Below are 25,503 nucleotides of genomic sequence, written 5' to 3'. Positions count from 1 at the left end.
TCCCGCTCTCAGTGGCCGCGGGCGATCCACTCGTCCAGGTGCGGGGCCTCCGCGCCGATGGTCGTGGAGTCGCCGTGTCCGGTGCGGACGGTGGTCGCCGGGTCCAGGGCGAGCAGCCGGTCCCGGATCGAGGCGACGATCGTCGGGAAGTGCGAGAACGACCGCCCGGTGGCGCCGGGGCCGCCCTGGAAGAGCGTGTCGCCGGTGAAGACGGTGGACAGCTCGGGGGCGTACAGGCAGACCGCCCCGGGGGCGTGGCCCGGGGTGTGCAGGACGGTGAGCGTCGTGCCCGCGATGCGCAGCTCCTGACCGTCGGCCAGTTCGCCGTCCGGTGCGCGGTCGGGGTGGGTCCGCTTCCACAGGGGCAGGTCGTCGGGGTGGAGGAGGACCGGCGCGCCGGTGGCGTCGGCGAGCGCCGGGGCGGCGTCGATGTGGTCGTTGTGCGCGTGGGTGCAGATGATGGCGCGCAGCGTGCGTCCGCCGAGTGCGGCCTCGATGGCGGCGGCGTCGTGCGCGGCGTCGATGACGACCGCCTCGGTGTCGTCGCCGACGATCCAGACGTTGTTGTCGACGTCCCACTCGCCGCCGTCGAGGGCGAAGGTGCCGGAGGTGACGAGGTGGTCGATGCGGGCGGTCATCAGAAGACCACCACCGAGCGCAGGACGTCGCCGTCGTGCATCCGGGCGAAGGCCTGCTCGACGTCGCCGAGGCGACAGGTCTCGGTGACGAACGCGCCGAGGTCGATGCGGCCCTGCTGGTGCAGGTCGATAAGCATCGGGAAGTCGCGCGAGGGCAGGCAGTCGCCGTACCAGGACGACTTGAGCGAGCCGCCGCGGCCGAAGACGTCCAGCAGCGGGAGTTCGAGCCGCATCTCCGGGGTGGGGACGCCGACGAGGACGACGGTGCCCGCGAGGTCGCGGGCGTAGAACGCCTGCTTGTACGTCTCGGGGCGGCCGACCGCCTCGATGACGACGTCGGCGCCGTTGCCGCCGGTGAGCGAGCGGATGGCTTCGACCGGGTCGGTGGAGCGGGAGTTGACGGTGTGCGTGGCACCCATCTTCTTCGCCGTCTCCAGCTTGCGGTCGTCGATGTCCACCGCGATGATCTTCGCCGCGCCGGCCAGCCGTGCGCCCGCGATCGCCGCGTCGCCGACGCCGCCGCAGCCGATGACCGCGACGGAGTCGCCGCGGCCGACCTGGCCGGTGTTGATCGCGGCGCCGATGCCCGCCATCACGCCGCAGCCGAGGAGACCGGCGACGGCCGGGGAGACCTCGGGGTCGACCTTGGTGCACTGGCCCGCGGCGACGAGGGTCTTCTCGGCGAAGGCGCCGATGCCGAGGGCCGGGGACAGCTCGGTGCCGTCCAGCAGGGTCATCTTCTGCTTCGCGTTGTGCGTGTCGAAGCAGTACCACGGGCGGCCGCGCAGACAGGCGCGGCACTGTCCGCACACGGCCCGCCAGTTGAGGACGACGAAGTCGCCCGGCTCGACGTCGGTGACGCCGTCGCCGACGGACTCCACGACGCCCGCGGCCTCGTGGCCGAGGAGGAAGGGGAAGTCGTCGCTGATGCCGCCCTGCTTGTAGTGCAGGTCGGTGTGGCAGACGCCGCACGCCTGGATCTTCACCACGGCCTCACCGGGACCGGGGTCCGGAATCACGATCGTCTCGACCCGTACCGGCTCGTTCTTTCCCGGTGCGATGACCCCTTGTACGTGCTGCGCCATTCCCGTGGTCTCCCTTTCCCGACGTTCCCTGAGATCGATTCACGACTTCTCCTGAGATCGATCACGAACAACCGTACGCGGTGCGGGGGGCCGCGGGTGGTGCGCCGCGTTGGCGCACCACCGTACTGCCCGGCGTCCCGCGGTCAGTCCCCGTACACGCGGCGGCCGCCCACGTACGTGGCCAGGACCCGTGCGCCGGCAATCTCCCCGGGCGGTGCGGCGTAGGGGTCGCGGTCCAGGACCACCAGGTCGGCGAGGGCGCCGGCCCGGATGCTGCCGGTGTCGTCCAGGTGGTTCACGTACGCCGAGCCCGCCGTGTACGCGGCCAGTGCCTCGGTCAGGGAGATGCGCTGCTCCGGGAGGAAGACCGGGCCGTCTTTGCCGGGCACGACGCGGTTGACGGCGGTGTGGACGCCGTGCAGCGGATCGGCGCTGCTGACGGGCCAGTCGGAGCCCGCGGCGACCGTGGCGCCGGAGCGCAGCAGCGCGGCGAACGGGTACTGCAGCGCGGCCCGTTCGCGGCCGAGGAAGGGGATGGTCAGTTCGTCCATCTGGGGTTCGTGGGCGGCCCAGAGCGGCTGGATGTTGGCGGTGGCGCCGAGCGCGCGGAAACGGGGGATGTCGTCGGGGTGCACGATCTGGAGGTGGGCGAGATGGGGCCGGGTGTCGGTGCGTCCGTTGGCGGCGCGGGCGGCCTCGACGGCGTCCAGGGCCTCGCGCACCGCCCGGTCGCCCAGCGCGTGGAAGTGGGTCTGGAAGCCGAGGGCGTCCAGCTCGGTGACGTACCGGCGCAGTTCGAGGGGGTCGACGAAGCTGGTGCCGCTGTGGGAGGTGACGCAGCCGCAGGCGTCGAGGTACGGGGCGAGGAGGGCGGCGGTGCCGGTCTCCGCGACCCCGTCCTGCATGATCTTCACCGATCCGGCGCGGAAGTTCCGGCCGGCCGACGCCTCGCGCCTGGCGACGAGTCCGGGGATCTGCTCGCTCCCGCGCTCGCGGTCCCACCACAGGGCTCCGGTGACGCGGGCGGTGAGCGAGCCGTCCCGGTCCGCGGTGAGGTAGGCGTCGGCGACGTCGTCCATCGGGCCGTAGGCGCCGATGATGGCGTCCTGCCAGGCGGTGATGCCGTACGCGTGGAGCAGGCGCTGGGCGCGGAGGAGGCCGGCGAGCCGGTCGGCGGCCGTCGACCGGGGGGCGTGGCGGGCGACCAGGTCCATGGCGCCCTCCTGGAGGAGTCCGGTGGGTTCGCCGCGGCCGTCGCGTTCGATGCGGCCGTCGGCCGGGTCGGGGGTCCGCGCGGTGATGCCGGCGAGGGCGAGGGCCCGGCTGTTGACCCAGGCGCCGTGGTGGTCGCGGTTGACCAGGCAGGCGGGGCGGTCGGGCACGGCGGTGTCGAGCTGCTGCCGGGTGGGGGCGCCTCCGGCGAAGGCGTCCATGGACCAGCCCCCGCCGGTGATCCACTCACGCTCCGGGTTCGCGTCGGCGTAGGCCCGTACCGCGGCGAGGGTGGCGGGGGCGTCGTCGGCGTCCGTCAGATCGCACTGCGCGAGTTCCTGCCCGGCGGCGACCGGGTGGATGTGGGCGTCCTGGAAGCCGGGGAGGAGGAGGCGTCCGGTCAGATCGACCACCTCGGTGCGGGGGCCGATGAGTTCGCGGACCTCGTCGTGGCCGACCGCGGTGATGCGGTCGCCGGTGACGGCGACGGTGGTCGCGCGGGTGCGGGCGGCGTCCATCGTGTGGGCGGGGCCGCCGGTGAAGACCAGATCGGCGGGGGTGCGGGGCATGGTGGTTCCGTTCCGTCGGGAGGTGGTGGGAGCGGGTGTGGGTGGGTGTCAGGCCGGGCCGGGGGCGGGCTCGGCGAGCGCGTCCGGCGCCACGGACCGGCCGGTGACGAAGTACGGGGACTTCCTGGCCCACTTGGCCCAGCCCGCCGCGACGACGCCGGTCAGCAGCATGACGGCCGGGCACAGGAGCATGAACCAGCCGTTGTCCGGGCTGACCTCGAAGTGGTCGGCGGAGGTGGCGAAGGTCCAGCAGAGGTACCCGCCGAGCGCGAGCAGGACGAGGGCGCTGGTCACGGGGAGCACCACCGCCCGCACCGCCAGGGACCGGCTCTCGCGGAACGCGCCGCGGAAGCGCGCCGCTGCGGCCAGCGCGGTGAGGGCGTAGTAGAGGGCGACGACGACCCCGATGGCGTTCACGGACGCCAGGATCAGGTCACCGACCTTCGGGATGACGAGCGAGAGGACGGCGACGGCCGCGGCGACGCAGCCGATCACGACGGTTCCGGCGGCGGGGGTTCCGTAGCGCGGGCTGACCTTGGTCCAGAGCGGTCCGAGCGTGCGGTCCCGGCTCATCGCGAACATGCCGCGAACGGTCGGTATGACCCCGGACTGCAGCGAGGCGACGGCCGAGAAGGTGAGCGCGATCAGCGGAAGCGCGGCGATCGGCCGGTCGGCAAGCCGGTCGCCGAAGTAGGTGAGCCCCTGGGCTCCGTGGGTGGTCAGCTCGTCGAGCGACAGGACCCGCTGGAAGGCGAAGGAGCCGAGCAGGAACAGGCCCAGCATCGTGAAGAGCGTGAGGAACCCTGCCTTGGAGGCGTCCTGCGGATCGCGGATCTCCTCGGTGACGCTGAAGGTGGACTCGAAGCCCCAGAAGCAGAAGACGGAGAGCAGGAGGCCCTGGGCGAGCTGTTGTCCGGAGGGAATGGTGAGCGGATTGATCCAGTCGAGGCTGAAGGGGTGGGGGCCGGCGAACAGGCCGTATCCGCAGAAGCCGAGCAGTACGGCGTACTCGAAGACGAGAAGGTACTTCTGGAGGTTGGCGGCCGAACGGATGCCGGTGATCGCGGTGAAGGTGACGGCGACCAGGACCACGATGCCGAGCACGGTCGACTGGGCGTTGGAGTCCGGGTCGAGCCGGAGTCCTGCCACCCTGTGCAGCCCGCCCTCCCCCGCGAGCTGGAGCAGGGCGGAGCCCGTGACGGTGGTGGTGTAGGCGAGGAACACGACCGTCGAGACGATGCCGATCCAGCCGACGAGGAAGCCGAGCCAGGGGCTCAGGGAGCGGCCGACCCAGACGTAGCCGCTGCCCATGTTCGGCTCGACCCGGTTGAGCCGGGAGTAGGCGCTCGCGATGCCCAGGATCGGCAGGAAGGCGAGCAGCATGATGACCGGCAGGTGCAGCCCGACGGCGCCGGCGGTGACGCCGAGCCCGATACCGATGCTGGTGGTGGCCGCGGTCGACGAGGCCGCGATGGCGAACCCGTCGACCACACCGAGGCTCTTGCGCAGGGCCGCGGGCTGCTGCGCCGGTCCGGGTGGTTCATCGCGGTAGCGCGTACGAGAGGACGTCACGGTCGCTCCTTCACCGAGGGGCGCTTTTCGGCCCCGATGGCGGCACATCGAACTCCTCGGGGGTTCCACAGGTCAACGCTGTTGTCATAAGGTGCCGCCATGAACGCGATCGAGCGGGTGGTGCCGGAGGGGGCGAGGCGCCGGCGGCGTCCCACCAAGCAGGGCACGGTGCTCTCGGAGCAGTTGATCGTGGAGACCGCGCTGCGGCTGATCGGCGAGCACGGGGCGGCGGCGCTCACCGTGCGCCGGCTCGGCGCCGCGCTGGGGTGCGATCCGAGCGCGCTCTACCGGTACTTCCGCGACACGGACCAGCTGTTGCTCGCGGTGGCCGACGAGTTGATCGGCCGGACGCTGCGCACCTGGCGGCCGACGGGTGAATGGCGGTCCGACCTCCGGTCGTTGGGACTGCGGATGCACGCGGACTACCTGGCTCACCCGCAGGCGGCGATGCTGACCTGCGCGCGGGTGACCGGCCGTACGCACGAGATCCGGTCGGTGGAGGCGATCCTCGGGGTGCTGCGGGGCGCGGGGTTCCCGGACGCCGAGGCGGTGCGGATCTACCACGTCTACGTCGATCTGACGCTGTCGTTCGCGGCGCTGGACGCGTCGACGCTGACGCTCCCGGAACAGGCCAGGGCACAGGAGGCGCAGGCCTGGCCGGAGATCTACGCCCGCCAGCCGGCGCACACCCACCCGAACATCGCGGCGACCGCGCCCGTGCTGGTCGCGGAGATGAGCCGCAGCGGCTATCCGGCGGCGCTGGAGATGATGCTGGCCGCCGCGGCCGCGCGGCTGCGGCACGTCACGCCGTAGGCGAGCCGGATCAGGGCGCGAGGACGTCCAGTTCGTGCAGGGCGCCCACCGCGATCTCCTTCGTCAGCCGCTCCGCCGCCGCGGCGTCGCCCTCGCGTACCGCTTCGGCGAGCCGGACGTGGAGGGTGACGGCCGCCGGGTCGGGGTCCTCGAACATCACCTGGTGGTGGGTGCGGCCCGCGAGGACCTCGGCGACCACGTCGCCGAGGCGCGCGAACATCTCGTTGCCCGAGGCGTTGAGGACGATGCGGTGGAACGCGATGTCGTGCTCCAGGTACCCCTCCAGTTGCTGGCCGCGCGAGGTCGCGACCATGCCGAGGGCCCGTTCGGTGAGCTCGGCGCACTGCTGGGGGCTGGCGTGGCGGGCGGCGAGCGAGGCGGCGACGGGTTCGATCGCCGAGCGCAGGACGGTCAGTGAGCGCAGCTGCCGCGGGCGGTCGGCTCCGGCCAGCCGCCACCGGATGACCTGCGGGTCGTAGACGTTCCACGCCTCGGCCGGCCGGACGGTCACGCCGACGCGGCGGCGGGACTCGACCAGGTGCATGGACTCCAGCACCCGGATCACCTCGCGCACGACCGTGCGCGAGACGTCGAAGCGCTGGGCGAGCTCGTCCGTACGCAGGACCTGACCGGGCGGGTGCTCACCCGCGGCGATCTCCAGCCCCAGGGTGTCCAGCACATGTGTATGCAGCCCCTGGGCCTGTGTGGTCATGGCCCAAGAGTACGGGGACCTCCCCGGAGAGCCCGCCCGCCCAAGAAAAAGTACGACGTTTACGTCACACCATCTTGAATAAGTCGTACGTATGGGTTTCAGTAGCGCGACGGACCGATGTCGAGGACGACATCGAAGAAGACAGCGAGGCACCGTAATGAGCACCCCCCACGTCATCGTGGTGATGGGCGTCGCAGGGACCGGCAAGACCACGATCGGTCCCCTGCTCGCCGCCGAACTGGGCGTTCCGTACGCCGAGGGCGACGACTTCCATCCCCCGGCGAACATCGCCAAGATGTCGGCCGGCATCCCGCTGGACGACGCGGACCGCTGGCCCTGGCTCGACGCGATCGGGCAGTGGGCGCACGGCCGGGCGGGGCTCGGCGGCGTGGTCAGCAGTTCGGCGCTGAAGCGCTCCTACCGCGACCGGCTGCGCGGCGAGGCCCCCGGTGCCGTCTTCCTCCACCTGAGCGGCGACCGGTCGCTCATCGAGGAGCGGATGGCGGCCCGCAAGAACCACTTCATGCCGACCGCCCTCCTCGACTCGCAGTTCGCCACCCTCCAGCCCCTCGAGGACGACGAAGCCGGCGTCGCGGTGGATGTGTCCGGCACCCCCGAGGAAATCACCCAGCGAGCTGTCGCCGCGTTGCGCCGGCTCGATACCTAAGGATTCACCGTGACCAGTCTCAGCGTCGAGATGCTGGCAGCGGACGCCGTCGAACCGATCACTTCGGCCGGCAACGCGCAGTTGGGCATCGCCGTCCTGGCGGGCATCGCCGTCATCGTCCTGCTCATCACCAAGTTCAAGATGCACGCGTTCCTCGCGCTCACCATCGGCTCGCTGGCGCTCGGTTCGTTCGCCGGCGCGGCGCCGGCGAAGACGATAGCCAGCTTCACCACGGGCCTCGGCTCCACCGTCGCGGGCGTCGGCGTCCTCATCGCGCTCGGCGCGATCCTGGGCAAGCTGCTCGCCGACTCCGGCGGCGCGGACCAGATCGTCGACACGATCCTCGCGAGGACGAGCAACCGGGCCATGCCGTGGGCCATGGTCCTGATCGCCTCGATCATCGGTCTGCCGCTGTTCTTCGAGGTCGGGATCGTGCTGATGATCCCGGTGGTGCTGCTCGTCGCCAAGCGCGGCAACTACTCCCTGATGCGGATCGGCATCCCGGCCCTGGCCGGCCTGTCCGTGATGCACGGGCTCATCCCCCCGCACCCCGGTCCGCTGGTGGCGATCGACGCCCTCGGCGCCAACCTGGGCGTCACCCTGGCCCTCGGTGTCCTGGTCGCCATCCCGACGGTGATCATCGCCGGTCCGGTCTTCTCCCGTTACGCCGCCCGCTGGGTGGACATCAAGGCGCCGGAGAAGATGATCCCGCAGCGCCCGTCCGAGGACCTGGACCGCCGGCCGAGCTTCGGCGCCACCCTGGCGACGATCCTGCTGCCCGTCGTCCTGATGCTGGCCAAGGCCCTCGTCGACATCGTGGTGGACGACCCGGAGCAGGGGCTCCAGCGGGTCACCGATGTGATCGGCTCGCCCCTCATCGCCCTGCTCGCGGCGGTCATCGTGGGCATGTTCACGCTGGGCCGCGCGGCCGGCTTCACCAAGGGCCGGCTCTCCACCACCGTGGAGAAGTCCCTCGCCCCGATCGCCGGTGTGCTGCTCATCGTCGGCGCCGGCGGCGGCTTCAAGCAGACGCTGATCGACGCCGGTGTCGGCCAGATGATCCTGGAGTTCTCCGAGGACTGGTCGATCCCCGCGCTGCTGCTCGGCTGGCTGATCGCCGTGGGCATCCGCCTCGCGACCGGCTCGGCGACGGTCGCCACCATCTCGGCGGCCGGTCTGGTCGCCCCGCTGGCGGCCGACATGTCGACCTCGCACGCCGCCCTGCTGGTCCTCGCCGTCGGCGCGGGCTCGCTCTTCTTCAGCCACGTCAACGACGCGGGGTTCTGGCTGGTGAAGGAGTACTTCGGTATGGACGTCGGCCAGACGGTGAAGACCTGGTCGGTGATGGAGACCATCATCTCCGTGGTCTCCCTGGCCTTCATCCTGCTGCTGTCACTGATCCTCTAGGGACCCTTCCCCCGGCTCCCGCCACAGCGGGTGCTCGCGACGGGCCCACTGGCGCTCGACCGACCCGGTGCGCATGCCACGGCGTGCCTCCGGGTCGGCGAGCGCCATCGCCATGTGTCCGCCCAGCACGATGCCGACGGCGAGCGCCAGCCAGTCGTGGACGAACGTCGCGCCGGTCCGCCACATCAGCGGCGCGAGCCCGGTGAACCACATCAGCAGCCCGGTGCCCGCCATCACGAGCACCGCTCCCGCGATCCAGGCCGCGTACAGCTTCTGTCCGGCGTTGAACTTCCCGGCCGGGCGGGATGCCGGCCGGTCATCACGGCGGCGTACCGCCCGCAGCCACTGCCGGTCGTGCGGCCCGAAGCGGTTGAGCCGGCCCAGGTCGGCCCGCAGGGACCGCGAGACGAGTCCGGTCAGCAACGGTACGGCGATGAGCAGCCCGGACCACTCGTGCACGGTGACCACGAGGTGGCGGCGCCCGACGAGTTCGGCGAGCTGCGGCACGTACAGACAGGCCGCCGACGCCACGCACACGAGCATCAGCCCGGCCGTGGTGCGGTGCACCCAGCGCACCGGACCGCTGAAACGTCGTACCCGGCCGGCCGTTTCAGATGGTGGGGGCATCGTCGCGGCCGTTGGACCGGCCGACCCAGGCGTCGACGTCATATCCGAGCTTCTCCCAGTAACCGGGGCGAACCGAGTCCGTGACGGTGATCCCGGACAGCCATTTCGCGGACTTGTAGAAATACATCGGGGCCACGTACAGCCGGACCGGCCCGCCGTGGGAGTGGGACACCGGCTCGTCCCGCATCCGCAGCGCGACCAGCACGTCGGCCCGGCGGGCCTGGTCGAGGGTGAGGCTCTCGCTGTACGCGCCGTCGAAGCAGGTGAAGCGGACGGCCTTCGCCCCGGGCCTCACCCCCGCCGCGTCCAGCAGGGCGGAGAGCCGTACGCCCTCGAAGGGCGTCTCGGGCACGCGCCAGCCGGTGACGCACTGGACGTCCCGGACCATGCGGGTCTGCTCCATGTGCTGGAGGGCGCCCAGGGTGTACGAGGCCGGGCGGTCGACCAGGCCGTCGACGGTCAGCCGGTAGTCGGCGGCGCTCTTCTTCGGTACGGACGTCGCGACGGAGTAGTAGCGGAAGCCGCCGCCGTTGGGCAGCAGTCCCGTCAGTCCGGTGGGGTCCTTGGTGGAGAGCGCGCCCAGGCCGGATTCCAGGGTCCGTTGCAGTACGGGGGCGGCGACGAGCCCGGCGGCGCCGAGGCCGAGCATCGTCAGGACGAGCCGGCGGCCCACGGGTGCGCCGGTACCGTCCGGATCGGGGCCCTGCGCCGCCCTGTCCGGTTCCGCGGCGGAAGAGGAACTGTTCACCCGTCGATTCGAGCACTCCGGACCGCCGGACGCCAGGGGCGACGGCGGTCCGTCACCGTCCCGTCAGATCTCCCCGCCGCGGGCGGACGGCGAATGCCACACTTGCGCCATGCCGAACCGTGAAGCGCTCAAGCCCTTCCTCCTCGTCTTCCCCGGTCCGCTGCGCGATCAGCTCGTCGCCGCGGTGCTCGACGGCCGGAAGGTGTCGACGACCGGACTGCTCGTGGAGTACCAGATGGAGAAGGAGGAGCCGCCGCCCGTGGGTGAGCGGTCCGCCTTGATCGACTCGGCCGGGCGGGAGATCGCGGTGCTGGAGATCACGGAGGTGCGGATCCTGCGGCTCGGCGACGTCGACCTGCGGCACGTGCTCGACGAGGGCGAGGGCGACACCTCGGTGGCCGGGTGGCGGCAGAGCCACGAGCGGTTCTGGCACAGCGAGGAGATGCGCGAGGCGCTCGGCGACCCGGAGTTCACGGTCGACGACGACACCCTGGTCGTGGCGGAACGGTTCCGGGTCGTCGAACTCATCGAACCGGTCTGACCGGCTCCGTCCTCACAGCACCTCCGCCTCCGCCCTCTCCCGGTTCGCGCCCTTCACGAGGCCCAGCCGGCGCCGGAACGCGAGCAGCCGGGGGTGGCGCTGGTGCAGCTCGGCCGAACGGCGGTCGAGCTCCTGGCCCAGACGCTCGGCGCGCTTCTCGATGTCGAGCTCGTCCAGGATGCGGTCGACCTCGGCGAGCAGGGCCCCGTGCAGCTGCCACTTCCTGGGATGCTCCTGGACGGCGGCCAGCAGCATGTCGGCCACCAGGTCGCGGGTCGTCCGGCTGGCGGTGAGCGCGTCGGTGAGCCGCTCCTCGGCCTCCTCGGCGCTGGCGGCCACCGGGGTGGTGATGAGCACCGAGAAGCTTTCGATGGCCCCCGCCATCTGTTCGAACAGCTCCGTGATGTGCCCGGCGACCTCGGCGGGGAAGAGGGGTTCGTCGACCCGGTCCTTGGCGAGGTCGGTCAGCGTCCTGGACAGCACCCGCACGACGACCGCGCAGATCTCCAGCGTGTCCAGACCGGTGCGCAGCACCACCCGGTGCAGCAGCCCCTGCCGCACCCTCGGGTTGTACATCAGGCTTTCCTCGGCCTGCCGCAGGGAGGCGTCCACCTCGACGATGTCGTGGTCGAGACGGCGTGCCCGGTGCAGCCGGTCGGCCGCCTCCGGGACGGTCACCGGATGGGCGAGGGCGCTGCCCAGGTCGCGGAACATCTGCCCCATCTGGCGGGCCAGTCCGTCGATGGACGTGCCCGCGGTCTGCACCCACACGGGCGGGGCGAACAGCAGGTTGAACAGCAGGCCCACACCGGCGCCGATGAGTGTCTCGTACACGCGCTCCCACGCCATGCTGGACCGCGCGGTTTGTGAGGTGACGCCGAGGACGAGCATGGCGCTGATCGCCACCTCGGGGACGAACTCGTCGACGCGGACCAGTCTGCCGATGATCAGCGCGGTGAAGATGGTCAGCCCCAGGCTCCACCAGGAAATGCCGACCAGGGCGCTGAAGCCGCTCGCGATGAGGACGCCGACAATGACGGACACCACTCGCTTGACCGACATGTTGACGGTGGCGTAGAGGGTCACCTGGACGACGAGCAGCGCGGTCAGCGGTGCGGTCAGGGGTGCGGGCTCGGTCAGTGTCGCGGTTGCCACGGCATAGGCGATCACCGCCGCGCCCGTGGAACGCAGGGTCTGCGCAGCCACGGGCTCGGTGGTGCGCCGGACGAGTTTGATGACGGGTTCGGCTACTCCTGGCATCTTCTTCCCATGCCCGGATCCGGCGCCTCGGCACGGTTCCGGGTCCGGAACCCCACCGGACGGACGCGCGCGGGGCCTTGGGCGGCCCGCCGCCCGCCGCTCTATCCGACCGTCGCCGCGGCCGCGCGCCCCGCCGCCCGGCCGGAGAAGATGCAGCCGCCGAGGAAGGTGCCCTCCAGGGAGCGGTAGCCGTGCACCCCGCCGCCGCCGAACCCGGCCGCCTCGCCGGCGGCGTACACCCCGGCCAGCGGGCTGCCGTCGGCGGTGAGGACCCGGGAGGACAGGTCCGTCTCCAGTCCGCCGAGCGACTTGCGGGTGAGGATGTTGAGCCGTACGGCGATCAGCGGACCGGCCTTGGGGTCGAGGATGCGGTGCGGGGCGGCCGTACGGATGAGCTTGTCGCCGAGGTAGGTGCGGGCGCCCCTGATCGCGGTGATCTGGAGGTCCTTGGTGAAGGGGTTGGCGATCTCCCGGTCGCGGGCGGTGATCTCGCGGCGCAGGTCGTCCTCGTCGATGAGCGCTTCGCCGGTGAGGGCGTTCATGCCGCGGACCAGGGCGCCGAGGTCCTTCTCGACGACGAAGTCCACGCCCTGGTCCATGAACGCCTTCACCGGTCCCGGCACGTCCGCCCTGGCCCGTCCGATCACGTCCCGGACGGACTTGCCGGTCAGATCGGGGTTCTGCTCGGAACCGGAGAGGGCGAACTCCTTGCCGATGATCTTCTGGTCCAGGACGAACCAGGTGTAGTCGTGGCCGCTGCGCATGATGTGTTCGAGGGTGCCGAGCGTGTCGAAACCGGGGAACAGCGGGACGGGCAGCCGCTTGCCGCGGGCGTCCAGCCAGAGCGAGGACGGGCCGGGCAGGATCCGGATGCCGTGCGCGGCCCAGATCGGGTTCCAGTTCTCGATGCCCTCGGTGTAGTGCCACATCCGGTCGCGGTTGATGTGGTGGGCGCCCGCGTCCTCGGTGATGCCGAGCATCAGCCCGTCGACGTGGGCGGGGACGCCGGAGAGCATCTTCGCGGGCGGGGTGCCGAGCCGCTCGGGCCACTGCTTGCGTACGAGGTCGTGGTTGCCGCCGATGCCGCCCGAGGTGACGATCACCGCCTGGGCCCTGAGCTCGAAGGCGCCGGCGGTCTCCCGGCCGCTCGCCGTGCCGCGGGGCGCGTCGCTGGGTTCCAGGATCTCGCCGCTCACGGTGTCGACGGCGCCCCCGGTGCGGCCGAGGCCGGTGACGCGGTGGCGGAAGCGGAAGCTGACGAGGCCCTTGGCGACGCCCTCCCGCACCCGGCGCTCGAAGGGAGCGACGACGCCGGGGCCGGTGCCCCAGGTGATGTGGAAGCGGGGGACGGAGTTGCCGTGGCCGTTCGCGTCGTAGCCGCCGCGCTCGGCCCAGCCGACGACGGGGAACAACCGCAGGCCCTGAGCGTGCAGCCAGGAGCGCTTCTCACCGGCGGCGAAGTCGACGTACGCCTCGGCCCACTTCTTCGGCCAGTGGTCCTCCTCGCGGTCGAAGCCGGCCGTCCCGAACCAGTCCTGGAGGGCCAGCTCATGGCTGTCCTTGATCCGCATCCGGCGCTGTTCGGGGGAGTCGACGAGGAAGAGGCCGCCGAAGGACCAGTGCGCCTGACCGCCGAGTGACTGCTCGGGTTCCTGGTCGAGCAGAAGGACCGAACGGCCCGCGTCGACCAGTTCCGCGGTGGCGACCAGCCCCGCGAGTCCTGCCCCGATCACGATCACATCAGCGTCGTACGCCATGGGTTCCATCCTTGTCGGGGCGACCGGGCCGCGGTCCGGCGCAAGGACCGCACGTCACCCGCGGCCGCTCGCGAAGTTACTCGTGCGTCAGATCTTCGGCACCGGTCGTCCCGGCGTCAACCGCCCGGTCGGCGGCACTCTGCCCGCATACAGGGCCTCCAGGCGCTATCGTCGGTACAAATCACCCTCTTCCGGCCTGACTCGGGGTGGCGAAGCGTGTCGGTGCTGGTCCTCGTGCTCTCCGTGAGCGCCGCCTGCTGCCTGGGATTCGGCTTCGTGCTGCAGCAGGCCGCCGCTCGCCGTGCCCCGAAGAGCGACTACCTCTCGCCCCGGCTGCTGCTCGATCTGATGCGGGTGCGCAGCTGGATGGCGGGTATCGGCCTGATGGTCTGCGGCATGGTGCTGGGCGCCCTGGCCCTCGGCAAGGGCGAGGTCTCCGTCGTCGAACCGCTCCTGGCCACCAATCTGCTCTTCGCGATGGCCCTGTCCCGTCACCGCACCGGCCAGCGGCTGGGCCGGCAGGGCTGGGCCGGACTCTGGCTGCTGGCCGGCGGGGTCGCCGCCTTCCTGGTGGCGGGCGAGCCGAAGGGCGGGCAGGCGGTGTCCAGTCCGCTGCGGCACTGGCTGGTGATCGGTGGCGTGGTGGGCCTGGCCCTGCTGCTGACGGCGTTCGCCAAGCGGTCGCGGTCGGGGGTCTCCCCCGCGCTGCTCGCGGTGGCGGCGGGGCTGCTGTACGGACTCCAGGACGCCCTCACCCGGGTCACCGGGGAGCGGTTCTCCGAGGGGGGCTGGGCGGGGCTCTTCACCAGCTGGCAGCCGTACGCGGTGCTGGTGCTGGGGGTGACGGGGCTGATCCTCGTGCAGAGCGCCTTCGAGACGGGCCCGCTGCGGATGTCCCTGCCCGCGCTGACGGCGGCTCAGCCGCTGGCCGGGATCGCCTGCGGGATCGGTTTCCTGGGCGACCAGGTGCGTACCGACACCGGCGCGCTGGCCGGGCAGGCGGCCGGGCTCGCGGCGATCGTGGCGGGGATCGTGCTGCTGGGGCTGCATCCGGCCATGCCGGAGGGGCCCGTGGGCGGGCGCCCTACGCAGAGCCTCCAGCCGCGCTGAGGGCCGCCTGTCATCGGGGGGTGAGCGGGCTGATGTTGGATGAGGGGCATGACACCTTCTGACGAGATCCTGGACATCGTCGACGAGAACGACGTCGTCGTGGGGCAGGCCCCGCGCGGTGAGGCGACCGCGCGGGGCCTGCGCCACCGCTGTGTCTTCATCGAGGCCCGGGACGCCGACGGCAGGATCTTCGTGCACCGCAGGACCGCCACCAAGCTGGTCTTCCCCTCCCACTACGACATGTTCGTCGGTGGTGTCGTCGGCGCCGGTGAGTCCTACGACGAGGCGGCGCTGCGGGAGGCCGAGGAGGAACTGGGCGTCTCGGGGCTGCCCCGTCCCGAGCCGCTGTTCTCGTTCCTCTACGAGGGCGACGGGCACAGCTGGTGGTCGTACGTGTACCGGGTACGGTGCGTGCTGCCGGTGCGTCCGCAGGTGGAGGAGGTCGCCTGGCACACCTTCCTCACGGACGCGGAGCTGGAGCAGCGGCTCGGCGACTGGCCGTGGGTGCCGGACGGTCTGGAGAGTTACCGGCGGCTCAAGGCGTTGCGGGCAGCGTCCTGAACCGCCGGGGCGGGCCCCGAAGCGGCGGATAGGGTCCGTACGTGAACGACTTTGTGCAGAGTCTGCGGTCGTGGTTCGCTCCGCAGCGGATCCGCGAGGAGGGCGACACCCCCGACTACCGCTTCTCGCTCGCCAACGAGCGGACGTTCCTCGCCTGGATCCGGACGGCTCTCGCCCTGATCGGCGGCGGTTTCGCGGTGGACCAGTTCCTGCCGGAGCTGGCGTGGGGCGTCCGCGCGGGTCTGGCGCTCGCGCTGCTGGCGGCCGGTGTGCTGTGCGCGCTGCGGGCCGTCAACCACTGGGTGCGGTGCGAGCGGGCGATGCGGCGCGGGGAGGACCTGCCGGTGTCGCGCTTCCCGACGCTGCTGAGTCTCGCGGTCGCCGTGGTGGCCGTGGCGATGGTGGTGGTGGTCCTGTTCGGCTGGGAGGGCCGGTGACGACGGAGCGGGACCCGGGGCTCCAGCCCGAGCGGACCCGGCTGGCCTGGCGGCGCACGACGCTGTCCTGCACGGTGGTGGCGCTGCTGGCGGGGAAGCAGGCGCTGCACGGCGGGGTCTCCGCGGCCGGGGTGGTCGCACTGTCGCTGAGTGCGCTGGCCTGGCTGGGGTTCCTGCGGGTGGCGAACCGGCGGGTGCAGGGCATGGGCACCGCGCGCCCGCGGCCGCTCGGGGCCCGGGCGGCGCTGACGGCGGCCGCGTGCACGGTGGCGCTGGCCGCCTTCGCCGCCGCGATGCTGTTCTGAACCGGCGTCACGGCGCGGGGACCGGCGCTCCGCCGCTCAGCCCTCCTGGGCGTCCCAGTCGACGGTGACGACGATCTTTCCGCGGGTACGACCCTGCGCGTTGAGCCGGTAGGCCTCCGCCGCCTCGGCCAGCGGGAAGACGCGGTCCACATGGACCGAGACGATGCCGCGCTCGGCGAGCTCCGCCAGATGGGCCAGGTCCCTGGCGTCGGGCCTTACGAAGGCGTAGGTCCCGCCGTACGAGAACACCTCGTCGTCCACGACGGAGGCCAGGCGCCCGTCCGGCGCGAGCGTCTCGGCGGAGACCCGCAGGGCCTCCCCGCCCACGGTGTCGAAGGCCGCGTCGATGCCGTCCGGGGCCAGGGCCCGCAGCCGGTCGGCGAGGCCGTCCCCGTACATCACGGGTTCCGCGCCGAGCTGCCGCAGATGGTCGTGGTTGCGCTCGCTCGCCGTGCCGATGACCCGGCATCCGGTGTGGCGGGCGATCTGCACGGCCAGCGAGCCGACGCCGCCCGCCGCCGCGTGCACCAGGACGGTGTCGCCGTCGCGGATCCGCAGGGAGCGGTACAGCACCTGGTAGGCGGTGAGTCCGGCCAGCGGCAGGCCCGCCGCCTCCTCGAAGCTGAGGCTCAGCGGCTTGCGGGCCAGGGTGCGCACGGGCGCGGCCACGTATTCGGCGAAGGTCCCGCGGCTGAGGAAGTCCTCCCGCACGTATCCGATGACCTCGTCGCCGACGGCGAACTCGTCGACGGCGATGCCGGGCTGGACGACGACCCCGGAGACGTCCCAGCCGGGGATCACCGGGAAGACCGTCTCCATGATGGCGTCGAGGTGCCCCTCCCGCGCCGCCCGGTCGACCGGATTGACCGCCGCGGCCCGCACCTTCACCAGGACGGTGTCGGGGCCGACCTTGGGATCGGGGCGCTCCCCGTACTCCAGGACGTCGGCCCCGCCGTACCCGCTGTAGCTGATCGCCTTCATGTACCGACACTCGCGGCGGGCCGGGCCGCCCGCAACTCGGACCGGCGCCGGCCCGCGTCGCCCGGCCGTCACCAGCGCGGGATCGAGGGCGTCGCCCATCCCGGCTCGGCCTTGCGCATCGCGGCCGCGTCGTCGCGCTCGCGCATCGTGCCGTCGTCGTCGAGCCAGCGGCGGTGCAGCACGGCGAGGCGTTCCCGGTCCAGTTCGACGCCGAGGCCCGGCGCGTCCGGGACGGTGAGGCGGCCGCCCTGGAAGACGTGCCGGGCGGTGATGACGTCCTCGGTCTGCCAGGGGTAGTGGCTGTCGCAGGCGTAGTCGAGGTTGGGTACGGTCGCCGCCACGTGGGTCATGGCGGCGAGGCTGATCCCCAGGTGGGTGTTGGAGTGCATGGAGAGGCCCACGCCGAAGGTGCGGCAGATGCCGGCCAGTTCACGGGTGCGGTGCAGCCCGCCCCAGTAGTGGTGGTCGGAGAGGACGACCTGGACGGCGCCCCGGGCGAAGGCCTCCGGGACCTCGGCGAGCGTGGTGACGCACATGTTCGTGGCCAGCGGTACGTCGGTGCCGGCCGCGACGGCGGCCATCAGGTCCGTACCGCTCGCCGGGTCCTCCAGGTATTCGAGTACGTCCTTCAGCTGCTCGGCGACGTACAGCGAGGTCTCGACCGACCAGGCTCCGTTGGGGTCCAGGCGCAGGGGCTGCCCCGGGAACGCCTCGGCCAGGGCGCGGACCGCGGCGATCTCCTCGTCGGGCGGGAAGACCCCGCCCTTCAGCTTGAAGGAGGAGAAGCCGTAGTCGCGGGCGAAGCGCCGCGCCTGGGCGACGACTCCGGCCGGGTCGACGGCCGCGCCCCAGTCGTCGCGTTCGCCGCCGTCCGGGTGCTCGGCCCAGCGGTAGAAGAGGTACGCGCTGTACTCGACGCTGTCGCGGACCTTGCCGCCCAGCAGCGCGTGCACCGGCAGTCCGAGGGACTTGCCGAGGGCGTCCAGACAGGCCACCTCGAAGCCGGAGACCACCGAGAGCCGCAGCTTGTCCGCGGTCTGGACGCCGCGCAGCCCGCCCGCGTCGACCCGCTCGTCGGCCGCGCGTGAATCTCCGCACACCTCGTCGGCGAGGGCGAAGAGGCCGTTCACGTCGCTGACCGGTCGTCCGACCAGGGCCGCGGCGAGGGGTGCGGCCAGTTCGAGGTACTTGCCGTCGCCGTAGGTCTCCCCGATGCCGGTCACGCCGCCCCGGGTGACGATCTCCACGATGAGCCGTGGGGTGTACGGCTGGTGGACGCCCTGGGTGTTGAGGAGCGGCGGGTCGGCGATGAGGATCGGGGTCAGCCGGACGTCGTCGATCAACCAGTCTGTATTCATACGTGAACTCTATTCAGGGATACGACTGAACACCAGGTTTCGCCCGCCATTCGGACCGGAGTCACACATTCCGTTCCGGGAGTTCACTGGACGACATACCGACTGGTCGGCATCATGAACACGGTCGGTCCTGTCCCACCCCGGAGGTACGCACGATGAGCCCAGTCCACCCGCCAGGTCTCGATCTCGACCGCCTGCGCGGACACCTCGACCGCGAGCGGCCGGGTCTGGTGAGCGGACCGCTCGACGCCCGGCTCATCGAGGGCGGCCGCTCGAACCTGACCTACGTCGTCACGGACGGGGACGGTACCGGCCGCTGGGTCGTCCGCCGGCCGCCGCTGGGCCACGTACTGGCCACCGCGCACGACATGAAGCGCGAGCACCGGGTGATCAGCGGGCTGCACCCGACGGCCGTCCCGGTCCCCGAGCCGGTCCTGCTGTGCGAGGACGACGCGGTCATCGGCTCACCGTTCTACGTCATGGAGTACGTCGAGGGCACTCCCTACCGCACGGCGGAGCAGCTCGCCCCGCTGGGCCCCGAGCGCACCCGCAAGGCCGTGCTCGGCCTGGTCGACACCCTCGTGGAGCTGCACGCCGTGGACCCGCAGGCCGTCGGCCTCGGCGACTTCGGACGCCCCGAGGGCTTCCTGGACCGGCAGTTGCGCCGCTGGGGCAAGCAACTGGACGCCTCCCGCAACCGCGACCTGCCCGGCATCGACGAGCTGCACGCGGCGCTCGGCCGGCGCCTGCCCGGCTCCCCCGCGCCCACGGTCGTCCACGGCGACTACCGCCTGGACAACGTGCTGATCGGGTCCGACGACGAGATCAGGGCCGTCCTCGACTGGGAGATGTCGACGCTCGGCGACCCGCTCACCGACCTCGGCCTGCTGGTGATGTACAGCTCCGATCTGGGCCTGCCCGAGTCACCGGTCTCCACCACCAGCGGGGCCGCCGGCCACCCCTCCCCCGCCGAACTGATCGAGCGCTACGCCACCCGCTCCGGACGGGACACCTCCGGCATCTCCTGGTACACGGCGTTCGCCTGGTTCAAGCTCGCCGTGATCCTGGAGGGCATCCACTACCGCTACACCCTGGGCCAGACGGTCGGCGGCGGCTTCGACCGCATCGGCGACCTCGTCCCCGTCTTCATCGAGCACGGCCTCACCACCCTCCAGGAAGGCTGACCCACCCCATGGACTTCGCATTCGACGCCCGTACCGAAGAGCTGCGCGCCAAGCTGCTCACCTTCATGGACGAGCACGTCTACCCGGCCGAGCAGACCGCCGAGGAGCAGCGCGCCCTGCTCGCGTCGCCGTGGGACACCCCCCAGGTGGTGGAGGACCTCAAGGCCGAGGCCCGCAGGCAGGGGCTCTGGAACCTCTTCCTGCCGGACGCCGAATACGGCGCCGGTCTCACCAATCTCCAGTACGCCCCGCTGGCGGAGATCCTGGGCCGCTCCCCGCACCTGGCGCCGACGGCCCTGAACTGCGCTGCGCCGGACACCGGGAACATGGAGGTGCTGGCGCAGTTCGGCACCGAGGAGCAGAGGAAGCAGTGGCTGGAGCCGCTGCTGGCCGGCGAGATCCGGTCCGCGTTCGCGATGACGGAGCCCGAGGTCGCCTCGTCGGACGCGACCAACATCGAGACCCGGATCACGCGCGCGGGCGACGACTACGTCATCAACGGCCGCAAGTGGTACATCTCCGGGGCGATGAACCCGGACTGCGCGATCTTCATCGTGATGGGCAAGACCGACCCGGACGGCGGGGACATCCGCCGCCAGCAGTCGCAGATCCTGGTCCCGCGCGACACCCCGGGTCTGACCGTGAAGCGCGCCATGCAGGTGTACGGGTACGAGGACCACTCCCACGGCGGCCACGCCGAGGTCGTCTTCGACAACGTGCGGGTACCGGCGGCCAACCTGATCGGCGAGGAGGGCGGCGGCTTCGCCATCGCCCAGGCGCGGCTGGGTCCGGGCCGCATCCACCACTGCATGCGGCTGATCGGCATGGCCGAGCGCGCCATCGAGCTGATGTGCCGGCGCGCGGTGGCCCGTACCGCCTTCGGCAAGCCGCTCGCCCAGCAGGGCGTCGTGCAGAACTGGATCGCCGACGCCCGGGTCACGGTGGAGCAGCTGCGGCTGCTGGTGCTGAAGACGGCCTGGCTGATGGACACCGTCGGCAACCGCGGTGCGCACACCGAGATCCAGTCCATCAAGATCGCCACCCCGCGCGCGGTGGTCGCCATCCTCGACCAGGCGGTGCAGCTGCACGGCGCCGGCGGGGTCAGCCAGGACTTCCCGCTGGCCGAGCTGTGGGCGGCGGCGCGGACGCTGCGGCTGGCGGACGGCCCCGACGAGGTGCACCAGCGCTCGCTGGCCCGCCGGGAGATCAAGAAGTACCTGTAGCCGGTGGCGGGCCGGTCCGCGCTCCCCCTCCCCGGTCCGGGGGAGGAGGAGCGCGGGTCAGCGCGCGGCTGTCTCCCCGGGCCGTGGGTGCTCACCGGCCCCGATGCGCTCCAGTACGTCCGTGTACCGGGAGCGCCGGTCGGGGCGGGCCCGGGCGGCGGCGTGGCGGAGTGCCGGGACCGCCGCCCCGCCCAGCTCGACGAGCCCCTCGGCGGCCGTCTCGCGCACGACGGCGTGCGCGTGTCCGAGCAGTCCGGTCACGGCGGGGATCGCCGGCTCCCAGCCCGCCCGGCAGAGCGTACGGATGGCCATGCGCACCACGTCGGGCCGGGGATCGTCCAGCAGCAGTGCGGTGTGGCGCAGGTGCGGCGTCCGGCCGAGCATCGCCCGTGAGGTCCGGTGGGCTCGCAGCCGGACCTTGGGCCGGGGGTGCGTGAGCAACGCGCCCAGCAGCTGCACGAGGTGTGGGTCCCGGTCCGGTCGGGGGCCGGTGTGCGCCTCGGCCAGTTCCGTGAGCGCCCGGCAGATCTGCTCCGGTGTGCCGCTTCGGGCCAGGTCCAGCAGTTCCCCGCGGGCCGGGCGGCGCCCCGTCTCGGCCGGAACCGCCCCGCCGCGGTCGCGGAGGGCCGCCAGTGCCGCCGCGTCCCGCCGGCCGGCGTCCGGACCCCGCAGCGGGCCCCCCACGAGGAGCAGCCGGCCGGCGAGGTCGGCGCGCCCTTCGGCGCGCAGGCGTCGGCAGGTCCGCGTCAGCGCCGGGGTGCGCAGAAGCGGGCGGCCGGCGAGCAGGTCCAGGAACCCCCACGCGCCGGCGTCGAGGCGGTCGCCCAGCGCTTCGGCCAGCGCGTCGGCGGGACAGGCGCGCAAGGCGTCCCCGACGGCCACGGCCACGGCGGGCGACGCGTGTTCCCACCACTCCAGCAGCAGCGGGACCAGGCGTTCCAGCTCCCACGGGCCGAGTTGCGCGGCCACGCGTGCCACCCTGTCGCGCAGGATGCCGTCGCCCCGGAGTTCCGTCTCGCCGAGGGCGCCGAGCGCGGGGGCGAGGCCGGTTCCGGCGGGCAGGCCGACGCGGCCGTGGAGGTAGGCGCGAAGCACCACCAGGCGGGCCTCCGGCTCCGGCCACCGCGCCAGCGCCTCGGCCGCGGTCTGTCTGCGCTCCGCTTCGGCGGACTCCAGCAGGGTGAGCAGCCTCTCCCGCTGGGCCGCCGAACGCGGCTGGTCCAGGTCGTCCACGCGGACCCGGCGTGGTGGCGGCTTGGGGGTGCGGGCGCTCTCCGAGAGGGTCCAGGGTGGCGCGTCGACGGGCTGGAGCCGCGTCATCCAGTCGATGAGCGCGGACCGGACCCCGGGGCCGGCGCCGTGGTGGGCCTCGATCAGGGCGGCCAGCCGGTCCCGCGAGGGGACGGTGCCGTCGTCCGCGCGGCGGAACTCCGCCAGAGCTCCCGGTGCCCGGACCGCCTCGGCCAGCGCGGAGCGCCAGGCCCGGGTTCCGGCCGAGGGGGGTGCGGAGTCTCTGCGCTCCGGTGCGCCGAAGGCCTCGCGGAGCACGGCGGATTCGGCCCGCCAGGGGTCGGCGCCCAGCCGGGCGTCCGCGAGGGCCCGGTCGAGATCGGCGCGGCCCGGTACCGCGCCGAGGCGGCGCAGCAGGGTCAGCGTGGAGCGGCTCGGCGTGGCGGGCGCGGGGCTGAGGGCGCGGACGGCGGCGATCGCGGCCAGTTTCACGGGGGCCGCCAGCAGCGGCGCGACCGCTTCCAGCACGGCGAGCAGATCGTGCCGGGCCGCGTCGCGGGCGTCGGCCAGCGCGTCCAGCAGGAGCGGGGCGGACCGGGCGAACGCCGCGAGCTCCGCGTGACTCCGGGGCTCGGCGCAGAGCCCCAGGGCGAATCGCAGCACCGTGTCGCGGAACGCCTTGCCCCGGGACGGCGGCCGGGAGCCCGCCAGCGCGAGCCAGTCGGCCAGCATCGGCCGCAGCCGGGATGCCCGGGCGGGGTCGAGCGGCTCGTCCCGCTCGACGAGGCGCAGCGCGGCCTCGGGGTCCCATCCCCCGGTCACCAGGGCCTCGACGGCACGGTCCGCGTCGGCGGCGGTTCCTGACGGGGCGCCGGAGGCCGGTGAGGCGATCCCGTGCCGGGCCATGGCCGGCGCCAGCTCCCGCACGGTGCCGGAGGCCGGTGCGACCCGGCAGGACGCCATCAGGGCGAGCAGGGGTCGCGCCACCGGCGATTCCTGTGCGTCCAGTGCGAGGACCGAGCGCGCGGCGAGGACGCCGTCGAGACCCTCCAGCAGCAGGCCGCGGGTGGCGTCGTCCGCGCTGTGTTCGGCGGCGGCGAGGAGGGTGGCCGCGTAGGCGTCGCCGAGGAGGGCGCGCAGGGCGGCGACGAGTGCGGCCCGCAGGCCGGGGTTGCCGTCCTGGCCGAGCCGGGAAAGGAGTTTCGGCAGCGCCGCCGGTGCCCCGGCCCGGACCAGCGCCTCGGCCGCCGTCTTCTTGATGTTCATGTTCGGGTGGTCGAGACAGGCGGAGATCGCGGCGCTCGCCCAGTGGGCCCGGGCATGGCCCAGGGCGAGCAGGGCCTGGCGGACCGTCTGGATGTCCTGGGCCCTCGTCAGCGCGATCAGCGTCGCCGAGAGGGCCTGGGCGTCCTCGCCCGTGGCGTCCTGGGCGAGGAGGGCGACGACGTGCTTGCGTACGTGCCGGTCGCGGTGGCGCAGCAGCCGGTGCACCCGCGCACGGGTGCCCGTCCAGGGGGCCCTGAGCAGCAGTTCGAGCAGGACCGCCTGCTCGTCGTCGGAGAGTCCGGGGCGGTCCAGCAGGTCCAGCGCCATGGTGGCGGCCAGCGCGTGGCCGGCCTCCCGCGCGTCCTGGGCGCCGAGCAGGCAGACGGGCCGGATCGCGCCCCGTCCGTGGAGCCGGCGGCCCAGGGCGCTCACGGCGTCCAGCACCTCCTGCGGTACCACGGGCTCACCGGCCGGCTGCCCGTGCTCCCCCGTCCGGGGCGCCGCTTCCGGGCTCCTCGCCGCGGCCTGCCCGGCGACGATGCGCAGCAGCAGGTCGGCGATGACCGGGAGGGTGGTGGCGTCACCGTGTTCCGCCAGCCGGCACAACGCCGCCACCGGCGCGTCCGGGTCCAGGTGGGAACTCAGCACGGCGAGTTCCCGCGCGTCCGGCCCGCCGAGGCCGGCGGCGACGCGCGGCGGCAGACCGACGGGGTCGAGCCGGGCGAGAAGGTCGCGGCGCCGCGCCGGGTCGCGGTTCAGCAGCCACAGCAGTTCGAGGGCCCGGTGGCGTACGGGGCGCAGGTGGGGCGCCGTCCGGCCCGTGGTGAGGCCCAGTCCTTCGTGCAGGGCCGTGACCGTACGGTCCCCGCCGATCGCCTCCAGGGTGTCCAGGGCCGCGTCAGGCGCCGAGGGCAGCAGGGCGATCACGGCGTCTTCGGCGTCCGCGTGGCGCAGCTCGCGGAGCGCGTCGAGGAAGGGCCCGGGCGCGGGGGCCGAGGGCAGTACGCGGGCGACGGCGTCCCCGGCCGGGAGATCGCCGGCCCCCTGGCCGGCCAGGGCGACGAGCAGGGCGAGCCGTCGCGGCCAGCCCGGGTCGTCGGCGGGCGCGTCCGTGAGGACCCGGAGCGTCTCCTTGCGGGAGGTGAAGAGGATGGTCGCCACGTCGCGGGGCGGGATCGAGTGATCGGCGAGGGCCAGGCCGAGGACGGCGCGCACCTGAGGACCGTCCGGGAAGTGCCCGCGGCGGTGGAGCCCGCGCAGGCAGGTCACGGCGGGGCCGCCGAGCAGCAGGGGGTCGCGGGCGGCGACGGCCGTCAGCTCGCCGATGTCGTCGCGGTCCGCCAGTTCGCCGAGCAGTTCCATCGCCCGGCGGCGAAGGCCCGGCGCGAGGCAGGGGTCCGCGACGGCCCGCCGCAGCAGGTCCCGGTGCCCGTGGCGCACGGCGGCCGCGAGGGCGGCGCCGGCCACCGCGGGCCGTTCCCGCACCGCGCCCCCGCCCTGCCCCGGCACCGGACCACGCGCCGGCGCCGGGGCAGAGCTCGGTGCCGGGCCGGGGAAGAGGAACGGAGCGAAGAGGCCGGGCGGCAGCGGGTCCATCGCCGCCCACGGTGCGGCGAGTGCGTCCAGTGCGCCCGCGACGACGGGGGCCGCGGCGGCTCCCAGCAGGGCGATCAGCGTCTCCCGGACCAGCGCCGGGGCCAGCAGCCCGGCGTGCAGCCCCGCACGGGCCAGCCGCAGCGCCTCTGCCTGGAGCACCTGGTCGCCGCTGCCCGCCAGCTCGCCCACGAGCCTCGCCGGCCGGTGTGCTCCGGTGATGTCCGCCCCCCGCACCGCCTGGTACAGGAGCTCGCCCCGGGCCTCGTCGCGGAGCACCCCGGGATCGTGCAGCACGTCGGCGCGCAGCCAGGCGATCCGTACCCGGGCCGGCAGCCGGCCGGCCGTGCGCCACGGTGGCCGGGGGCGGCCGGTCAGGCGGTGGCCGAGTCGCTCGTAGAGCTCTGCCAGAAGAAGATCGGCCTCCGGCGGCCCGGTGAGGGAGGCGGGCAGCAGCCTGGCGAGCGCGTCCCCCTCGTCGTCGGACGGCGGGCGCTCGGCGAAGCGCTCGGCCAGCCGGACCAGCGCCGCATGACGCTGCCCCGGGTCCTCGTGCCCGATCAGTCGGCCCAGGGCCTGGAACTCTTCGTCGACCGGCGTCCGCATCGTCGGATGCTAGCCGGGTGCGCCGGGGGCCCACCAACGCG

Annotated in this window: 22 protein-coding genes; 10 read left to right on the top strand and 12 right to left on the bottom strand. The window is 73.0% G+C overall.

Annotated features, from left to right (window positions below):
- Positions 1-8: 8 nt before the first annotated feature.
- The 4 genes from ABZ454_RS28985 to ABZ454_RS28970 form a co-directional block, all read right to left on the bottom strand.
- On the bottom strand, positions 9-638 hold the full coding sequence (locus ABZ454_RS28985) for an MBL fold metallo-hydrolase (RefSeq protein ID WP_359542264.1): 630 nt from the start codon (positions 636-638) through the stop codon (positions 9-11).
- Positions 638-1,723, bottom strand: coding sequence for an S-(hydroxymethyl)mycothiol dehydrogenase (locus ABZ454_RS28980; RefSeq protein WP_359542263.1), 1,086 nt, complete (start codon positions 1,721-1,723; stop codon positions 638-640). Before ABZ454_RS28980 ends, ABZ454_RS28985 begins: the two co-directional genes overlap by 1 nt.
- A gap of 143 nt (positions 1,724-1,866) precedes the next feature.
- A complete protein-coding gene (locus tag ABZ454_RS28975; RefSeq protein WP_359542262.1) occupies positions 1,867-3,504 on the bottom strand; it encodes an amidohydrolase in 1,638 nt (545 codons plus the stop codon).
- Between the two features lie 48 nt (positions 3,505-3,552).
- On the bottom strand, positions 3,553-5,076 hold the full coding sequence (locus ABZ454_RS28970) for an APC family permease (protein WP_359542259.1): 1,524 nt from the start codon (positions 5,074-5,076) through the stop codon (positions 3,553-3,555).
- 99 nt (positions 5,077-5,175) lie between these two features.
- Here ABZ454_RS28970 and ABZ454_RS28965 point away from each other — a divergent pair, with 99 nt between their 5' ends.
- Positions 5,176-5,889, top strand: a complete 714-nt coding sequence (locus tag ABZ454_RS28965) for a TetR/AcrR family transcriptional regulator (protein WP_359542257.1) — start codon at positions 5,176-5,178, stop codon at positions 5,887-5,889.
- Positions 5,890-5,899: 10 nt separating this feature from the next.
- Here the strand turns inward: ABZ454_RS28965 and ABZ454_RS28960 are convergent, their stop codons facing one another.
- Positions 5,900-6,601: an FCD domain-containing protein gene (locus tag ABZ454_RS28960; RefSeq protein WP_359542255.1), complete on the bottom strand. Its 702-nt coding sequence runs from the start codon at positions 6,599-6,601 to the stop codon at positions 5,900-5,902.
- Between the two features lie 157 nt (positions 6,602-6,758).
- On the opposite strand from ABZ454_RS28960, the gene ABZ454_RS28955 reads away from it, so the two are divergent.
- Entirely contained in the window at positions 6,759-7,268 is a 510-nt protein-coding gene (locus tag ABZ454_RS28955; RefSeq protein ID WP_359542253.1) for a gluconokinase, read from the top strand.
- 9 nt (positions 7,269-7,277) lie between these two features.
- Positions 7,278-8,675, top strand: a complete 1,398-nt coding sequence (locus tag ABZ454_RS28950; RefSeq protein ID WP_359542250.1) for a gluconate:H+ symporter — start codon at positions 7,278-7,280, stop codon at positions 8,673-8,675.
- On the opposite strand, the gene ABZ454_RS28945 is transcribed toward ABZ454_RS28950, so the two are convergent.
- Positions 8,661-9,302, bottom strand: coding sequence for a cytochrome b/b6 domain-containing protein (locus tag ABZ454_RS28945; protein WP_359542248.1), 642 nt, complete (start codon positions 9,300-9,302; stop codon positions 8,661-8,663). The genes ABZ454_RS28950 and ABZ454_RS28945 overlap by 15 nt on opposite strands.
- Complete coding sequence (locus ABZ454_RS28940) at positions 9,286-9,951, bottom strand: molybdopterin-dependent oxidoreductase (RefSeq protein ID WP_359542282.1); 666 nt, start codon at positions 9,949-9,951, stop codon at positions 9,286-9,288. The genes ABZ454_RS28945 and ABZ454_RS28940 overlap by 17 nt, the downstream gene beginning before the upstream one ends.
- A 208-nt stretch (positions 9,952-10,159) precedes the next feature.
- Here ABZ454_RS28940 and ABZ454_RS28935 point away from each other — a divergent pair, with 208 nt between their 5' ends.
- The gene (locus ABZ454_RS28935; protein ID WP_359542246.1) at positions 10,160-10,591 is read left to right on the top strand and encodes an ASCH domain-containing protein; all 432 of its coding nucleotides are present in this window, start codon (positions 10,160-10,162) and stop codon (positions 10,589-10,591) included.
- A gap of 12 nt (positions 10,592-10,603) precedes the next feature.
- On the opposite strand, the gene ABZ454_RS28930 is transcribed toward ABZ454_RS28935, so the two are convergent.
- Both ABZ454_RS28930 and ABZ454_RS28925 read right to left on the bottom strand, forming a co-directional pair.
- Positions 10,604-11,851 (bottom strand): aromatic acid exporter family protein, encoded by a 1,248-nt coding sequence (locus ABZ454_RS28930; RefSeq protein ID WP_356320877.1) that lies wholly within the window; start codon positions 11,849-11,851, stop codon positions 10,604-10,606.
- A 101-nt stretch (positions 11,852-11,952) separates the two neighbouring features.
- On the bottom strand, positions 11,953-13,608 hold the full coding sequence (locus ABZ454_RS28925) for an FAD-binding dehydrogenase (RefSeq protein WP_356320879.1): 1,656 nt from the start codon (positions 13,606-13,608) through the stop codon (positions 11,953-11,955).
- A gap of 216 nt (positions 13,609-13,824) precedes the next feature.
- On the opposite strand from ABZ454_RS28925, the gene ABZ454_RS28920 reads away from it, so the two are divergent.
- Genes ABZ454_RS28920 through ABZ454_RS28905 form a run of 4 tightly spaced genes read left to right on the top strand, consistent with a single transcriptional unit; the run spans position 13,825 to position 16,021 of the window.
- The gene (locus tag ABZ454_RS28920) at positions 13,825-14,718 is read left to right on the top strand and encodes a DMT family transporter (protein WP_356320881.1); all 894 of its coding nucleotides are present in this window, start codon (positions 13,825-13,827) and stop codon (positions 14,716-14,718) included.
- A 48-nt stretch (positions 14,719-14,766) separates the two neighbouring features.
- Positions 14,767-15,279 (top strand): NUDIX domain-containing protein, encoded by a 513-nt coding sequence (locus ABZ454_RS28915; RefSeq protein WP_359542243.1) that lies wholly within the window; start codon positions 14,767-14,769, stop codon positions 15,277-15,279.
- Positions 15,280-15,320: 41 nt separating this feature from the next.
- A complete protein-coding gene (locus tag ABZ454_RS28910) occupies positions 15,321-15,716 on the top strand; it encodes a DUF202 domain-containing protein (protein WP_356320885.1) in 396 nt (131 codons plus the stop codon).
- Positions 15,713-16,021, top strand: a complete 309-nt coding sequence (locus ABZ454_RS28905; protein ID WP_359542241.1) for a DUF202 domain-containing protein — start codon at positions 15,713-15,715, stop codon at positions 16,019-16,021. The genes ABZ454_RS28910 and ABZ454_RS28905 overlap by 4 nt, the downstream gene beginning before the upstream one ends.
- 36 nt (positions 16,022-16,057) lie before the next feature.
- On the opposite strand, the gene ABZ454_RS28900 is transcribed toward ABZ454_RS28905, so the two are convergent.
- Both ABZ454_RS28900 and ABZ454_RS28895 read right to left on the bottom strand, forming a co-directional pair.
- Entirely contained in the window at positions 16,058-17,002 is a 945-nt protein-coding gene (locus ABZ454_RS28900) for an NADP-dependent oxidoreductase (protein ID WP_356320888.1), read from the bottom strand.
- Between the two features lie 68 nt (positions 17,003-17,070).
- On the bottom strand, positions 17,071-18,360 hold the full coding sequence (locus ABZ454_RS28895) for a glucarate dehydratase family protein (RefSeq protein ID WP_359542239.1): 1,290 nt from the start codon (positions 18,358-18,360) through the stop codon (positions 17,071-17,073).
- 155 nt (positions 18,361-18,515) lie between these two features.
- Between ABZ454_RS28895 and ABZ454_RS28890 the strand changes: the two genes are divergently transcribed.
- Positions 18,516-19,544 carry a phosphotransferase family protein gene (locus tag ABZ454_RS28890; RefSeq protein ID WP_359542236.1) on the top strand — a complete coding sequence of 343 codons (1,029 nt, stop codon included), beginning with the start codon at positions 18,516-18,518 and terminating at the stop codon, positions 19,542-19,544.
- Positions 19,545-19,552: 8 nt separating this feature from the next.
- Positions 19,553-20,767: an acyl-CoA dehydrogenase family protein gene (locus tag ABZ454_RS28885; protein WP_359542235.1), complete on the top strand. Its 1,215-nt coding sequence runs from the start codon at positions 19,553-19,555 to the stop codon at positions 20,765-20,767.
- Between the two features lie 57 nt (positions 20,768-20,824).
- On the opposite strand, the gene ABZ454_RS28880 is transcribed toward ABZ454_RS28885, so the two are convergent.
- Positions 20,825-25,462: a HEAT repeat domain-containing protein gene (locus ABZ454_RS28880; protein ID WP_359542234.1), complete on the bottom strand. Its 4,638-nt coding sequence runs from the start codon at positions 25,460-25,462 to the stop codon at positions 20,825-20,827.
- Positions 25,463-25,503: the final 41 nt, after the last annotated feature.

It is taken from the genome of Streptomyces sp. NPDC005803 (genome assembly GCF_040630435.1).
Classification (GTDB): domain Bacteria; phylum Actinomycetota; class Actinomycetes; order Streptomycetales; family Streptomycetaceae; genus Streptomyces.
The sequence above is the reverse complement of the archived record's forward strand: the minus strand, read 5'-3'. Positions and strand labels throughout refer to the sequence as shown.

What these genes read in the sequence shown, in the direction of transcription:
- ABZ454_RS28925 (WP_356320879.1), bottom strand. Translation starts at nt 13,608, where the DNA reads ATGGCGTACGACGCTGATGTGATCGTGATCGGGGCAGGACTCGCGGGG.
- ABZ454_RS28895 (WP_359542239.1), bottom strand. Translation starts at nt 18,360, where the DNA reads ATGAATACAGACTGGTTGATCGACGACGTCCGGCTGACCCCGATCCTC.
- ABZ454_RS28915 (WP_359542243.1), top strand. Translation starts at nt 14,767, where the DNA reads ATGACACCTTCTGACGAGATCCTGGACATCGTCGACGAGAACGACGTC.
- ABZ454_RS28985 (WP_359542264.1), bottom strand. Translation starts at nt 638, where the DNA reads ATGACCGCCCGCATCGACCACCTCGTCACCTCCGGCACCTTCGCCCTC.
- ABZ454_RS28900 (WP_356320888.1), bottom strand. Translation starts at nt 17,002, where the DNA reads ATGAAGGCGATCAGCTACAGCGGGTACGGCGGGGCCGACGTCCTGGAG.
- ABZ454_RS28960 (WP_359542255.1), bottom strand. Translation starts at nt 6,601, where the DNA reads ATGACCACACAGGCCCAGGGGCTGCATACACATGTGCTGGACACCCTG.
- ABZ454_RS28890 (WP_359542236.1), top strand. Translation starts at nt 18,516, where the DNA reads ATGAGCCCAGTCCACCCGCCAGGTCTCGATCTCGACCGCCTGCGCGGA.
- ABZ454_RS28935 (WP_359542246.1), top strand. Translation starts at nt 10,160, where the DNA reads ATGCCGAACCGTGAAGCGCTCAAGCCCTTCCTCCTCGTCTTCCCCGGT.
- ABZ454_RS28955 (WP_359542253.1), top strand. Translation starts at nt 6,759, where the DNA reads ATGAGCACCCCCCACGTCATCGTGGTGATGGGCGTCGCAGGGACCGGC.
- ABZ454_RS28940 (WP_359542282.1), bottom strand. Translation starts at nt 9,951, where the DNA reads ATGCTCGGCCTCGGCGCCGCCGGGCTCGTCGCCGCCCCCGTACTGCAA.
- ABZ454_RS28965 (WP_359542257.1), top strand. Translation starts at nt 5,176, where the DNA reads ATGAACGCGATCGAGCGGGTGGTGCCGGAGGGGGCGAGGCGCCGGCGG.
- ABZ454_RS28945 (WP_359542248.1), bottom strand. Translation starts at nt 9,302, where the DNA reads ATGCCCCCACCATCTGAAACGGCCGGCCGGGTACGACGTTTCAGCGGT.
- ABZ454_RS28975 (WP_359542262.1), bottom strand. Translation starts at nt 3,504, where the DNA reads ATGCCCCGCACCCCCGCCGATCTGGTCTTCACCGGCGGCCCCGCCCAC.
- ABZ454_RS28885 (WP_359542235.1), top strand. Translation starts at nt 19,553, where the DNA reads ATGGACTTCGCATTCGACGCCCGTACCGAAGAGCTGCGCGCCAAGCTG.
- ABZ454_RS28930 (WP_356320877.1), bottom strand. Translation starts at nt 11,851, where the DNA reads ATGCCAGGAGTAGCCGAACCCGTCATCAAACTCGTCCGGCGCACCACC.
- ABZ454_RS28880 (WP_359542234.1), bottom strand. Translation starts at nt 25,462, where the DNA reads ATGCGGACGCCGGTCGACGAAGAGTTCCAGGCCCTGGGCCGACTGATC.
- ABZ454_RS28980 (WP_359542263.1), bottom strand. Translation starts at nt 1,723, where the DNA reads ATGGCGCAGCACGTACAAGGGGTCATCGCACCGGGAAAGAACGAGCCG.